This is a genomic window from Acinetobacter albensis (assembly GCF_900095025.1).
In the GTDB taxonomy this organism is placed as follows: Bacteria; Pseudomonadota; Gammaproteobacteria; order Pseudomonadales; family Moraxellaceae; genus Acinetobacter; species Acinetobacter albensis.
In genome coordinates, this window is sequence record NZ_FMBK01000019.1 from 31,554 (window position 1) to 46,186 (window position 14,633).

Genomic DNA, 14,633 nt, shown 5'->3' on the forward strand with positions numbered 1-14,633 from the left:
GTTGACCAGCAACACCTCAAAAGACATCTTAATTTTAATACATCTGGTCAATTGATGCACCTTTTTTGCTTTTCAAAATGTATCAACTCTGCGGAGCTGCACTATCGCGTTTAAGCACCAGCGTAAAAATAATGGCGATGCCAATCAATACAAAAAACTTTTTAGTAGGTTGCTTATTGCTGTTATTTTTTGACATAAACCCGTTCTCCATAGACATAGGTGGCTTGAATATTACGATCATCGCCCATGGTCATAAGCGCAAATAATGCATCTTCAATACCTTGTGTACGTTGTTGGCGCAGCGTTTGTAGTGCTGTGGCATTTAAATCTAAAACAATAAAATCGGCTTCTTTACCTACATTAAAATTGCCCAATTTATCGTGTAGATCTAGAGCTTTGGCTCCACCTAGTGTCGCATGATACAAAGACTCAAAGGCTGAAAGTTTATTGCCCTGAAGTTGTTGGACTTTATAGGCTTCATTTAAGGTCTGGAGTTGACTAAATGACGTACCTGCTCCGATGTCTGTACCTAAGCCAACTTTCACCTGTTTTTCCCACGTTTTTTTCAGCGGAAATAAACCACTCCCTAAGAATAAATTCGAGGTTGGGCAGAAAGCGATTGCGGAATTAGTTTCATGCATGCAATCCCATTCTTGTTCTTCCAAATGAACACAATGCGCAAATACCGAGCGTTGGCCAGTTAAACCATAATGATGATAGACATCCAAATACCCTTTTTGTTCTGGAAATAATTCTTTCACCCAAGCAATTTCATTTTTATTTTCACTTAAATGGGTATGAACATATACCTCGGGATATTCGGCTTTCAACTGCCCTGCTTTGACCAGTTGTTCAGGCGTTGATGTGGGTGCAAAACGCGGGGTAATTGCATAGAGATTGCGTCCTTTACCATGCCATTTTTCAATTAATTTTTTCGAGTCTTGATAGGCACTTTCTGGCGTGTCGCAAAGCTCTGCTGGTGCATGACGATCCATCATCACTTTGCCTGCAATTAAACGCATTTGGTGCTGTTCTGCTGCTTCAAATAAGGCATCAACCGATGCAGTGTGGACGCTACAAAACACTAAAGCAGTGGTGGTGCCATTTTTAAGCAGTTCATGAACAAAAAATTGTGCGATTTTGTCGGCATAGGCTTTATCTTTGAACTGTAACTCAGTCGGAAAAGTATATGTGTTTAACCATTCTAAAAGTTGTTCGCCATATGCACCGACCATTTCTGTTTGGGGAAAATGGATATGGGTATCAATAAATCCAGGGACAATCAACTGTTCAGGATAGTGTTCAAAAATCACGTCTTTATTCAGTAAAGCTTGCCCTTCTTGCCATGTGCCAAACCATGTGATTTTTCCATCGACGGTGATGAGTAAACCATCTCCAATGTAACGTACCGCTTGTGCAATATCAGAGGCTTGAGAAACACTGTACTGAATATCGAGAAAGCGGCCACGAACGGCGTGTTGAGCTTGAATGGGAGACATACAATACCTTTAACTTTTCATTTTTTCGATTGATTGTACCTGAATGTATGGTTTTAAACAGTATTCACTTGATTTGTGGGTAAGCGATTGGAGTGAAGACATGATGATAAAGAATGAGATACATTAATTTTTAGCATAGAGTATTTGAGTGTGCGCCAACACTGTGCAGTTGGATTAAAAATTGGCTTTTTTTTATTTGTTTAAGCAAGAAGTTTGCCAAATTTTTGTTATGGGCTTAAATCATTGATTTGAGTGAAGACTATATTGCCATTCAATATTTTCAGTTACGTTTTATTGATTCAATAAAAAAGCCTTTCACCTAAAGATGAAAGGCTTCCTCTGTTATTGAAGTATTAAAGCTGTTCTTGCTTCTTATTATAACGAACGGATAACCAAGCAGTAATCGCCAATACGATGACAATAAAGCCTAAAGAGATCCAAATTGGCATATGGAATACGTCTAACATCAACATTTTGAAACCAATGAAGAGCAAGATAATACCTAAGCCATAAGGCAGATAATGCATTTTAGACGCTGCACCTGCCAGTAAGAAAAACATCGCACGTAAACCCAAAATTGCCATCAAGTTTGCAGTTAATACGATAAATGGATCGGAAGTTACAGCAAAAATGGCAGGAATTGAATCAACAGCGAAAATGACATCCGACGCTTCGACTAAAATTAGCACCAAAAATAACGGCGTTGCCCACAATAGCCCATTTTGACGAACAAAGAATTTTTCTCCTTCAAGCTGTGGGGTAATACGCATATGTTTACGTAACCATTTCAGCAACGGCATTTCTTCAATATTGGGATCTTCTTCATGACCGCGAAGAAATTTATAACCGGTATAGACCAGAAAAGCACCGAAGATATAAAGTACCCAAGAGAATTCTTGAACGAACCATGCACCAATAAAAATGAATAAAGTACGAAGTACAATTGCACCCAATACACCGTAGAGTAAAATTTTACGCTGTAATGCAGGGGGAATTGCAAAGGCTGCAAAAATCATTAACCAGACAAACACGTTATCAATAGCCAGTGATTTTTCGAGTAAATAACCCGCAATATATTCCATGGTTTTTTGGTTGGCTAATACAACACCAGCGGTTTGCTGTAAATACAGCCATAAGCCACCTGCAAATAGCATTGCAACACTGACCCAAGCAATGCTCCAGTAGGCTGCCGTTTTAATTTGGACAGGTTGGCCTTCTTTTTGTTTAAAGCCTAAAAAGTCGATAATCAGCATGACTGCCACAATCGCAAAAAATGCTAAGTACAACCCAGGGTTGCCGATGGTTTCCATAAAAATCTCCACATCGGGCAAATGGATTCGGCATAAAAAAACCTTGACCAGTTGCCAGATGAATTAAACATCTGTTTCAACATGATCAAGGTCTTGCCTACATCTAAATACGTATATTGCGTATTTTAGATGCTCAGATACCGACTTTTTTCAAAGTGTAATGACGATAGTCTGACACCTAAGTTTCAACAGATTTTAAGTTGTTAAAAAGCTTAGGTTTGGAGGAGGCTACTCCCCTTGTTCAACTCAATTTTGTTTTGGATTAAATCCAAATGTGGTTGAAGAATCGCATATTTATGAGCATTGTGCAAATTTTATCTTATTTTTTATGTACCCATAAAGTCCTTGCGTGTGATCAATACCAACGCAAATAAGGTGGCAATCACGGCAAGCAAGCCGCCCACTATACCAATATAACTTAAACCAAAATGAGCTGTGACCATGCCACCCAATAGAGCACCACCACCAATGCCAACATTATAAAGCCCTGAATAAATGGCCATGGCGACATCGGTTGCATCTGAAGCCAGACTTAATGTTTTGGCTTGCAAGGCTAAACTCATGGCAATAATCCCCATTCCCCAAAATGAACTGATCAAATATAAATGGCTCATACCTTGTGCTAAAGGGAGTAACAGCAACATTGAAATGGCCAGACAGAAGGCGGCTAAAGGAATGGCAACTTTAGGATGCCGTGGACCAAATTTTCCAAATAAATAAGAACCTAAAAAGCCTGCGCCGCCGTAAATCAGTAATAAGCTGGTGGTTTGTGCAGAGCTAAAATGGGCGATATTTAAACTGAAGGGCTCAATATAACTATAAGCCGTAAATTGTGCGGTAATAATAATCACCGTAAGTATAAATACCATCACCAAGCTTGGGCGTTTGAATAAAACACCAATACTTTTTATGGAGCCTGAATTGATACTGGGAAGTTTGGGTAATAGGTTGGCTAAAATAATACAAATGATGGCGGCACCGAGTGCAATTAGAGCAAAAGTATTGCGCCAGCCATAAGCTTCTCCAATCATACGCCCAAATGGAATGCCCAAGACCATGGCCAAAGCTGTACCTGTCGCCAATAAGCCGAGGGCTTGAAATTCTTTGCCTTTAGGCGCGACCCTGACTGCTAAAGAGGCGGTAATTGACCAAAATAATGCATGTGCAAAAGCAATCCCAATTCGGCTGATTAATAAAACATTAAAATTCCAAGCAAAGTAAGACAAACCATGACTGACAATAAAAACACTGAACAGTGCAATGAGTAAAAAACGCCGTTCAATATTACGAGTGAGTAACATCAACGGCAGAGAAATAGGAGCGACAACCCAAGCATACAGCGTGATCATGAGACCCACATCTGTCGCTTGCATATTAAAACTTTGTCCAATATCACTGAGTAATGCCACAGGGATAAATTCAGTGGTATTAAAAATAAATGCAGCAAAGGCTAAGCCAATAACACACATCCATTGCCGCGTTGGGTTGGATAATGGTTCGGGAGATAAGGATGACATGGTCAGATAATTTACAAAAGAATGCTAAAGTTTAGGCTTAAACATGTCATTTGTTAAGTTTAAAAATAAAGACGAAAAAATGCTCTTGAATCATCGTTAGCTCACAGTGGTCAGTAACATAAACAAAAATGAATACGGTATAGGTTTAGTTTTTCAAGAATGAAGCAGCAAAAAGAGGTTTTAAAAGAAGATATATTTAACGTATTCTGAATGAGGTAAAAGTGAATCAGATTAAGGAAAATGTATGCAATTTGAACATCAAGCTAATCAACAGAAAGGCGAATTTTTTACTTTTGATGAGACAGGTAAGCGTATTGCAGAAATCAGTTATGTTTGGCGTAATGAACATACCATTATTGCAGATCATACTTGGGTGGACGATTCTTTACGTGGCCAAGGCGTAGCACGCCAGTTACTCGATATATTGGTTGAATTTGCACGTGAAAAACAGTTAAAAATTATTCCGACCTGTTCTTATGTCGATGTGATGTTTAAACGTGATCAAAGTCTGGCAGATGTAGTCGCTTAAACACAACCCTAAAGTCATTTGGATAAAGCGGGTTGGTCGAAAAATATGCTGTTCTCAGTCAATATTACATTCCCAATATCTGATTTAAAGAATTTAAGCTTTGATATGAATATTCTAAAATTAAGAAGTTGATGGAAAATGCTGAAATGATCCAGAAAATCAAAGGCATTTTATTGACCTTTAAAAAAAACCGTATGAATTTTATAAAAAAGCCCGCTTTCGCGGGCTTTTTTAAAAATAAATTAGGCTTTTAACGCAGCAATTAATTTTTGATGTAAACCACCAAAGCCACCATTTGACATGATGACTACCGCATCGCCCTCACCTGCTTCAGCCACAATCTGATGAAGAATCTCATCTAGAGTACGTACAATAATGGCTTTGTTAGATGCAGCATCAATAACAGGCTGTAAATCCCAGTCTAAACCTTCTGGCTGATACCAAATCACCTCATCTGCCAAACGCGCAGAATGTGCAAGTCCATCTTTATGACTGCCCATACGCATAGTATTGGAACGAGGCTCAATAATCGCCCAAAGTTTGCGTTCACCTAAGCGTTTACGGGCACCGTCTAAAGTCGTTTCAATGGCTGTGGGATGGTGAGCAAAGTCATCATAAACTTCTATACCTTTCACCGTACCTAATAATTCCATACGGCGTTTGACTCCGCCAAAGTTTGAAAGTGCTTCACATGCAGTTTCAATCGCAACACCGACATGCTCTGCTGCGGCAATGGTTGCTAAAGCATTCGCAACGCTGTGCTGTCCAGTCATATTCCACTTAACTTCGCCTTTTAATATCCCATTTTCAAGCACTTTAAAATGTGAGCCATCAGCGCTCAATTGCTCGGCTGAAAGTACCGCTTGTGGATGGGCTTCTAAACTTGTTCGAACCACAGGTGTCCAACAGCCTTGTTCTAGAACTTCATCAATATGGGTTTCAGTGATCGGTGCAATAATACGGCCTTCACTTGGAATAGTACGCACCAAATGATGGAATTGTCTTTGGATAGCAGCCAAATCATCAAAGATATCGGCATGATCAAATTCCAGATTATTTAAAATAGCTGTTTTAGGGTGGTAATGTACAAACTTGGAACGCTTGTCAAAGAATGCAGAATCGTATTCATCGGCTTCTACACAAAAATATTGTCCGCCGCCTAAACGTGCACTTTCGCTAAAACCCAGTGGTACGCCACCAATCAAAAACCCTGGATTTAAACCCGCTTGATCGAGTACCCATGCCAACATGGTGGTCGTTGTGGTTTTACCATGAGTCCCTGCCACACCTAAAACGTGTTTACCTTGCAGTACATAATCTGCCAAAAATTGTGGACCTGAAATATAGGCTAAACCTTCATTCAACATATATTCAATGGCATCAATACCACGTTTCATGGCATTCCCCACAATCACTAAATCTGGATGCGGTTGTAAATGACTACGATCATAACCTTGCATTAAGGTAATGCCTGCATTTTCCAATTGGGTTGACATCGGTGGATAGACGTTTGCATCTGAACCCGTCACGGTATGTCCTAAATCTCGTGCCAATAATGCAAGCGAACCCATAAAAGTGCCGCAAATACCCAAAATATGCAGATGCATTGATTTTAACTCCACTATTATTTTGACACATCACATATTCAGACGTGCTGTTGTCATGATTTATTCGATTTGGAAGCAACGATATCAAGGGTTTTACCGAAAAGATAGTCTTTCTTGTATCTTATTCATTGCAATCTAGACAGCGGTTATATTGGAATATATTTTTATTTTTAAGCAGAAATATGAAGCGAAATAACATACTTTTTAGAGTGAAAAACGTAAAATATAAAGTCTTGCCCGTGATCTATCTGCCATGCTATTTCCCTTATTATTATTGATTTTTGCTAACTGTTTTATGACACTTGCGTGGTATGGGCATTTAAAATTTTTACCTCATGATGCGCCGCTTTGGCAAGCGATTCTATTGAGTTGGGTCATTGCCCTGTTTGAGTACAGTTTAATGATTCCTGCTACTAAACTTTTAGCACAACAAGGCTGGGCAGTTGGGCAAATGAAAATTACCCAAGAAGTGGTGACTTTACTGGTTTTTATTCCTTTTATGCTTTTGATGTTCAAGCAACCGTTTAAATTGGATTATATTTGGGCAGGTTTGTGTCTTTTAGGCTGCGTGTATTTTGTGTTTAGAAGCCAGTAAAATTTAAGCTGATAAAAAGTCTATATAGTTTGTACAACAGAGTCTTTTCAATGGTGATTGAATTCTGGACATAAACTGGGTTCGACTGAGTTTGATTGGGGAAAAGTAAGCATAGGCATGCTATACGCAAAAATCATTAAATAGGCCGAAAATTCTATCAATTACAGAAACTTTGCTTATTCAGTGTATTCTCGGCTTATGCTACAAAATCTACTCTATTGATTGCTCAGTTTACGAATAACGTTTCTAAGCATCAATTTAGTTTTAGTTTTTGAAATCAATTTATTTATTATTTTTCTAAAAATAGCGAAAATATCGCGCTACACGAACTGTTAAATTTTGGCGAGACGAATTTTCAGTCTATAATAGCGGGCTTGTAATTCATTTAAAGCTTGGCATGGGTCAAGATTTTCCCTTCCTTACATTCGTTTATGGAATATTTGCAATGAATACGGCTGCTGCACAAAACACACCTCTCGTTGGAATTATCATGGGTTCTCAATCTGATTGGGCAACTTTAGAACATACCGCCAATATGCTGAAACAGCTGGGCGTGCCATTTGAAGCGGAAGTGGTTTCTGCACACCGTACACCTGATCGTTTATTTGAATATGCCGAAACAGCGCGTGATCGTGGTATTCAAGTGATTATTGCCGGTGCTGGTGGTGCAGCACATTTACCAGGGATGTGCGCAGCAAAAACCGATTTACCCGTTTTAGGCGTACCCGTAAAATCTTCGATTTTAAATGGTGTAGATTCATTGCTTTCAATTGTACAAATGCCAGCGGGTATTGCAGTTGGCACATTGGCGATTGGCCCTGCGGGTGCAACCAATGCAGCCATTATGGCAGCTCAAATCTTGGGTTTAACCCGCCCTGAAATTGCCAAAAATGTTGCAGCATTTCGTGCTGCTCAGACGGATAAAGTCGCCAGTAACAATATCCCCGGTCAAGCTTAAAACGAGACATATATTATGGATAAGACCATCGGTATTTTTGGAGGAGGTCAGCTTGGCCGTATGATGGCACAAGCTGCCCTTCCCCTAAATATTCAATGTACTTTCTTTGAAGCGAATGCAGATTGTCCATCGGTTGCATTGGGTCAGGTCATTTCTCCTAAAGCTGAAAATGGATTAAATCAGTTTATTCAGAGTGCAGATGTTTTTAGCCTTGAGTTTGAAAACACGCCTCTTGCAGATGTTGATGTACTCACCAAACAAAAAGAATTATATCCATCGCGTCAGGCTTTGGCGATTGCCCAAAACCGCTTGCTTGAAAAAGCATTATTTGATGAGCTCGGTATTCCTGTTGCACCGTATAAAGCGGTCAATTCTTTAGAAAGTTTAGAACAAGCCGTGACAGAACTGGGTTTACCAATTGTTCTGAAAACCACCACAGGTGGTTATGATGGCAAAGGTCAGTTTGTAGTGCGTAGCAGCAATCAAATCCAGCAAGCATGGCTCGAACTTGGGCCAGCAGGTTCGCTTGTTGCGGAAAGTTTTGTGAATTTCTCGCGTGAAGTGTCCATTATTGCCGTTCGTGGACAAAATGGTGAAGTTAAAACTTGGTCATTGGCTGAAAATCATCATCACAACGGTATTTTATCGCATTCGATTGTACCGGCACCAAAAAGCTTAGATTTACAACCGGTTGCGCAAGATTATATTACTCGCCTACTCAATCATTTAAATTATGTCGGTGTTCTCACTTTAGAATTATTTGTCACAGATAAAGGTCTATTTGCTAATGAAATGGCACCTCGCGTGCATAATTCAGGGCATTGGTCGATTGAAGGTGCAGTATGTTCACAGTTTGAAAATCACATTCGTGCGGTTGCTGGTTTACCTTTAGGTTCAACTGATGTGATTCGTCCGAGTGTGATGGTCAATATTATAGGTCAGCATCCAAAAACGGAAGCTGTCTTGGCACTGAATGGCGCACACTTACATCTGTATAATAAAGCAGAGCGTGAAGGTCGTAAAATTGGTCATATTACACTGATGCCAAATGACAGCATCGAATTGACCCGTTTATGTCGTCAATTGGCAAAAATTTTGCCTCAACCTTTAGCATTGACTCAAGATATGAACATTTAATCCTGAGATTGAATACAAAAAAAGCGTTCATGTTTATGAGCGCTTTTTTTAGGTCTGAAGTTCGGGCATGATTGCGCCCTTTTTAAGAGAAAGCATCATGGATCGGGGCAGAATAAAAAAATAGGCGATGTAAGTTAAGCTCTTATATTAAAAATATAATCATTCAAAATTTTTGCGGTGTTCTTACATTACTGGAAACTAACAAGCATAGCTTTTAAATTCAAATCATTAAAAATAAATTCAAAGTTTATGAATTTAAACAGCAGGGTTATTTTTGATTTTATAAAATACGAATTCAAAGTCGGATCGTAGTGTTTGAATTTAAAATTTTAACTTGAGTGAATGGTTTTTGAATTTAAAAAAATAAAATTTAATTCATTGAAATATTAGATAATTAATTTATCCACAGGCTATTTGAATTCAAATAATCGGTTTAAATTTAAAAAATGAATTTAAATTCATATAGGTGGTGGTTTTTTGAATTCAAAAGGGCGAAAAATAAAAATGTGGATAAGTTTTTCGGTTGAAATACAGAATATGAATTTAAAATAAAGAAAAATGAATTTAAATTTACGATTTGATTTAGAACTTTTTGAATGATGATGGTATGGTAAAAATATAATTTAGATTCAAATGTTGTAAAGGATATGATGATTCGCTTAGCTTCTGTTTTAGGTTCAGTTTTTCTTGCAATGACTCAAGCCCATGCTGAGCTGATTATTAATGGCCAACCAGCAAGTTCTAATCTTTCTCCAGCACCAAGTTTTTCTGCACAAAATAATTTTCAGCAATGTATTGCAAATTTGCGTTCTCAGGCAGTGGCCTCAGGGGTAAATGGCTCGACATATGATCGTTATACCCAAAACTTAATGCCTGATTATTCAGTGATTGATAAATTGAATTATCAACCTGAGTTTTCTACACCTATTTGGGACTATTTGTCTGGTTTGGTTGATGATGAGCGGGTACAGCTGGGGCAGCAAAAACTAGCTCAACATCGGGAGGTACTCAATCGCGTTGCATCTGTATATGGAGTGCCTGCTGAAACAGTGGTGGCTGTTTGGGGTGTTGAAAGTAATTTTGGTGGAATTTCGGGAAGTTATCCTTTATTGCAGGCTTTGGGTACTTTAAGTTGTGAGGGGCGTCGTCAAAGTTATTTTCGTGGCGAGTTTTTTGCCACCATGCGAATTTTACAACGCGGTGATTTAAGTGAATCTCAAATGAAAGGTTCTTGGGCGGGTGCGTTTGGTCATACCCAATTTATGCCATCTACTTATGAAGAGCTTGCTGTTGACTTTGATGGCGATGGCCGTCGTGATTTGGTTTCGAGTACCTCAGATGCCTTGGCTTCTACTGCAAATTTCTTAAAAAAACGGGGTTGGCAAACAGGGCAACCTTGGGGCTTTGAGGTTCGAATTCCTGAGACAATGTCGATAAATGGTGAAGGGCGTCGTAATAAAAAGTCTTTAAGTCATTGGATGAGCCGTGGTTTGGTTCGTGCCGATGGTAGTCCTTTAGTACAAGGGAGTCTATCTGAAAACAGTTCGGCTGGATTAATGGCACCTGCGGGTGCAAATGGTCCTGTATTCTTGGTGTTTAAAAATTTCGATGCTATCTATAGTTATAACGCTGCGGAAAGTTATGCTTTAGCGATTGCGCATTTATCTGATCGTTTACAAGGCAAAGCGGGTTTTAGTAAGTCTTGGCCGACAGCAGATGCGGGAACCTCAAGAGCAGAGCGCCGTGAAATTCAGCAATTTTTAATTAATCGTGGTTATGACATTGGTGCAGTGGATGGTTTAATTGGTGATAAAAGTCGTCAAGCCATTCGTCAAGAGCAAATTCGTTTGGGTTTAAGTTCGACAGGACGTGCAGGACAACAAATTTTAAGTGTTATTCGCAATGAAAATGCTAAAAATATGATGCAATAAATTTTTGATCATCAAAAAGGTCAGCTTGAAGCTGACCTTTTTATTTTGGCTAACTTATTCTTATACAGCAGTCATTGTTCCCAAAATACGATATCCAGATGCACCTGTCACCGTAGGCAAGTTACCGCTCTGTTGGGTGATAAAACGCATGGCCAACCATGCAAATGCGGTCGCTTCTACCCAAATTGGTGCTAAACCTAAGACAGAGGTAGTTTGTACTGACCAATTGTGTTTGCGTAAGCGCCAACGTAATTGTTCAAGCAAATATGAATTATAGGCACCACCTCCACATACATAGACTTCACCTGTATCCATATTTGAGCGGTAAATCGCTTTTTTTATGGCGCGTGTGGTGAGTTTTAAGAGTGTTGCCTGAACATTCTCAGGTGTATCTTCTAATTCGTTATATTCAGTATCATTATGCCAGTCGGCTATTTGTTCATCGAGCCATTCTAAATTGAAGTCTTCACGACCTGTACTTTTTGGAGGTTCTTTGGAGAAATATTCATGAGATTGTAAGCGGTCAAGTAAGCTGCGAATAGGTTGACCATAGGCAGCCCAATTGCCATTTTCATCATAAGGTTGTCCAGTATAACGATGGCACCAAGCATCCATTAAAATATTGGCAGGCCCTGTATCAAAACCAAATACACCTTCAGGATGGTTTGCAGGCAACATACTGACATTGGCAATACCACCCAGGTTTAAAATGACGCGATGAATACTAGAATGTTGAAATAAGGCTTGATGAAATGCAGGCACTAAAGGTGCACCTTGACCACCCGCAGCCATGTCGCGACGTCTAAAATCTGAAATCACAGGAATTTGAGTAATTTCGGTAATGATATTGGGGTCGCCAATTTGAAGGGTAAAGCCATGTTCAGGGCGGTGACGAATGGTTTGTCCATGCGAACCAATCGCTTTAATATGGTTACGATCTAAGTGATTCTTTTCAATCAGCTCATTAATCCCATGCCCAATCATTTGAGCCAAAGCAACATCTGCTTTACCCATACGATCAATTTCATTGTCATCTGGCAAAGTGAGCGCCATTAATTCATCACGTAAATCTAAATCAAAGGACAAGGTCAGAGTGGCGTGAAGCTGCAAAGGATCAAAGGAAGCAGCCACGATGTCAACGCCATCCATGCTGGTGCCGGTCATTACCCCAATATAGATCGCTGTCATGATGATAGTTAAGCCTGCATTGTGCTGAAAAAGTGTTAGTATATCGCACAAATTGTATAACAGATGTATTGGGTTTTGTGATGTCAAATTTCCTGCCGGCTGAAGAACAACTTGCCCTCATTCAACGAGGCACTCATGAAATTATTTCTGAAGAGGATCTGTTAAAGAAACTTAAAGAAAGTCGCCCCTTAAAAATTAAAGCGGGCTTTGATCCAACAGCACCTGACCTACATTTAGGTCACACTGTATTGATTAATAAGCTAAAGGTGTTCCAAGATTTAGGTCATGAAGTGACTTTTTTAATTGGTGATTACACTGCTATGATTGGTGATCCAACAGGTAAAAGTGCAACACGTCCGCCTTTGTCGCGTGAGCAAGTATTGGAAAATGCCAAAACTTATCAAGAACAAGTCTTTAAAATTCTTGATCCAAATAAAACCAAAGTGCGTTTTAACTCTGAATGGTTCGCCACAAAAACGGCTGCTGATCTGATTCAGTTGGCTTCACAGCAAACAGTTGCTCGTATGCTTGAGCGTGATGACTTTACCAAGCGTTATAACAGTCATCAGCCGATTGCGATTCACGAATTCTTGTATCCATTGGTTCAAGGGTATGACTCAATTGCATTAGAGGCTGATGTAGAGCTTGGTGGTACAGACCAAACCTTCAACTTATTAATGGGTCGTACGCTACAAGGTCGTTATGATCAAGAAGCGCAAGTTTGTATTACAGTACCCATTCTCGAAGGTTTGGATGGCGTCAACAAGATGTCTAAATCTTTGGGTAACTATATTGGTGTCTTTGATGCACCGGGTGCAATGTACCAAAAAGTCCTTTCAATGCCAGATACCTTAATTGAACGTTATTTCGATTTGCTCAGTTTTAAATCTGTTGAAGAGATTGAGGCATTATTAAAAGAAGTGGCAGAAGGGCGTAACCCACAAGAAGTCAAGAAGATTCTGGCACTGGAGTTGGTGGAGCGTTTTCATGGCGCAGATGCCGCTGCTAATGCCCATAAAGGTGCAGGCAATATTATTACCGAAGGTGAACTTCCTGAAGGTACGCCAGAAGTAGTTATTTCACGGTCAGAATTTGGCGGTGAAATGTTTATTGCTTCTATTTTACGTACGGCTGGCTTAACCAAAAATGCAGCACAAGCCAAAGATGCAGTAGCGCGTGGCGCTGTAAAGGTAGATTGGGAAGTGGTGGATGCAAACTTTTCAGTTGCTGAGAATAAAACTTATATTATTCAAGCAGGCAAAAAAGCGATTGCGAAGGTTATTTTCATTGACTAAAAAAGCGTTAAATTATTGAAATAAAAGCAGACCTTGGTCTGCTTTTATTTTTTATTTATATATCTGGATTATGAATAAGTAAATTCAGAAAAAGTCCTATAAAAACAAAGATTAAATTTTCCCAAAAAGCTTGTAATGTTATTTGTTTATAGATAAGATTTATTCGCCACGCAGCGTGGATATAATATGTGTGAAACACTCTATATGTTTAAGTTTTGTAGATAACTATAATAATGACATCATGGATCGGTTAATGGTCTAACTCCGAGGGAGAGGTTTTGGGAGAGATCTCTTTCTTTTTTTCTATTTAAAATTGAGTAAATTTTAACTCAGCTTATTAAGCCAGTTTTTAGCATAATAAAGCCATGTTCTCAGGTGATTGATCTCTTCTTTTGGGAATAATCACGACAGAGCTTATGCAATTAAAAAAGTAATCTGGGTTTGCGCGGATATTTTCAAATCAATTAGTAAAAGAATAAAAGTAAGCTCCCTTGTTTTTCTCTAAACGGTTTATAGGCTGGGATGAATTTCACAAATAAATCACATGATTTCGAAAGAAGAGTGGATTGATCGCTTTCTTTTTAAATTAAAAGCTTAAAATAACCACTTTGGCGATAAGCTTATTTTATGGCTTACAATTACAATTATGTGAAAAAATCGAAGAGCTCACAGCTAAAGTTCTTTTTTAAAGAACTAGAAGTACTTTTATTTAGAAAAAAACAAATCCAATTAAGAAAAAATCAGCTTCCCACCCAATAAAAGTATAAAAAATAGCTTAAAAATAGAGTTTTTGAGAGATTTGGTAGAAAAAATAAGCATACGTGAAAAATAAATCATTTTAGGGGTTGCGTGCTGTTATAAAGTGTATAGAATACGCTGCATCCCGACGAGATAGACGGAAAGTACGAAGCGCTAGATGCTGAGTTTTCAAGTTTATGTTGTTGAGCGACTTATTCTGACGAGGAATAAGAGAGATCATTAAGAGCTTATGAAGAACAACTTGTGTGGATTTTTACTGATTGATTGATCGAAATTATTTTCATTGATTGATGGTAGAAATTACTCGA

General features: G+C 38.9%; 11 protein-coding genes. 6 read left to right on the forward strand and 5 right to left on the reverse strand.

What is annotated here, in order from left to right:
• Positions 1-182: 182 nt before the first annotated feature.
• From guaD to GA0116959_RS13660, 3 genes are all read right to left on the reverse strand, one after another.
• Entirely contained in the window at positions 183-1,499 is a 1,317-nt protein-coding gene (gene guaD / locus GA0116959_RS13650; RefSeq protein WP_092721141.1) for a guanine deaminase, read from the reverse strand.
• Positions 1,500-1,852: 353 nt separating this feature from the next.
• Entirely contained in the window at positions 1,853-2,809 is a 957-nt protein-coding gene (locus GA0116959_RS13655) for a TerC family protein (protein WP_053579174.1), read from the reverse strand.
• Between the two features lie 326 nt (positions 2,810-3,135).
• The gene (locus GA0116959_RS13660; protein ID WP_092721142.1) at positions 3,136-4,326 is read right to left on the reverse strand and encodes a sugar transporter; all 1,191 of its coding nucleotides are present in this window, start codon (positions 4,324-4,326) and stop codon (positions 3,136-3,138) included.
• A gap of 244 nt (positions 4,327-4,570) precedes the next feature.
• Here GA0116959_RS13660 and GA0116959_RS13665 point away from each other — a divergent pair, with 244 nt between their 5' ends.
• Positions 4,571-4,855, forward strand: coding sequence for a GNAT family N-acetyltransferase (locus GA0116959_RS13665; RefSeq protein ID WP_092721143.1), 285 nt, complete (start codon positions 4,571-4,573; stop codon positions 4,853-4,855).
• Positions 4,856-5,097: 242 nt separating this feature from the next.
• Here the strand turns inward: GA0116959_RS13665 and mpl are convergent, their stop codons facing one another.
• Positions 5,098-6,462, reverse strand: coding sequence for a UDP-N-acetylmuramate:L-alanyl-gamma-D-glutamyl-meso-diaminopimelate ligase (gene mpl / locus GA0116959_RS13670; RefSeq protein ID WP_092721144.1), 1,365 nt, complete (start codon positions 6,460-6,462; stop codon positions 5,098-5,100).
• 253 nt (positions 6,463-6,715) lie between these two features.
• Between mpl and GA0116959_RS13675 the strand changes: the two genes are divergently transcribed.
• From GA0116959_RS13675 to GA0116959_RS13690, 4 genes are all read left to right on the forward strand, one after another.
• Positions 6,716-7,057 (forward strand): DMT family protein, encoded by a 342-nt coding sequence (locus GA0116959_RS13675; RefSeq protein ID WP_092721145.1) that lies wholly within the window; start codon positions 6,716-6,718, stop codon positions 7,055-7,057.
• A gap of 445 nt (positions 7,058-7,502) precedes the next feature.
• Complete coding sequence (gene purE / locus GA0116959_RS13680) at positions 7,503-8,015, forward strand: 5-(carboxyamino)imidazole ribonucleotide mutase (RefSeq protein WP_092721146.1); 513 nt, start codon at positions 7,503-7,505, stop codon at positions 8,013-8,015.
• Positions 8,016-8,030: 15 nt separating this feature from the next.
• Positions 8,031-9,152, forward strand: coding sequence for a 5-(carboxyamino)imidazole ribonucleotide synthase (locus tag GA0116959_RS13685; protein ID WP_053579180.1), 1,122 nt, complete (start codon positions 8,031-8,033; stop codon positions 9,150-9,152).
• Positions 9,153-9,802: 650 nt separating this feature from the next.
• On the forward strand, positions 9,803-11,083 hold the full coding sequence (locus tag GA0116959_RS13690; protein ID WP_053579181.1) for a lytic murein transglycosylase: 1,281 nt from the start codon (positions 9,803-9,805) through the stop codon (positions 11,081-11,083).
• Between the two features lie 60 nt (positions 11,084-11,143).
• Here GA0116959_RS13690 and GA0116959_RS13695 read toward each other — a convergent pair whose 3' ends face one another.
• Positions 11,144-12,271, reverse strand: a complete 1,128-nt coding sequence (locus GA0116959_RS13695; protein WP_092721147.1) for an anhydro-N-acetylmuramic acid kinase — start codon at positions 12,269-12,271, stop codon at positions 11,144-11,146.
• Between the two features lie 80 nt (positions 12,272-12,351).
• Between GA0116959_RS13695 and tyrS the strand changes: the two genes are divergently transcribed.
• On the forward strand, positions 12,352-13,566 hold the full coding sequence (gene tyrS, locus GA0116959_RS13700) for a tyrosine--tRNA ligase (RefSeq protein WP_092721148.1): 1,215 nt from the start codon (positions 12,352-12,354) through the stop codon (positions 13,564-13,566).
• Positions 13,567-14,633: the final 1,067 nt, after the last annotated feature.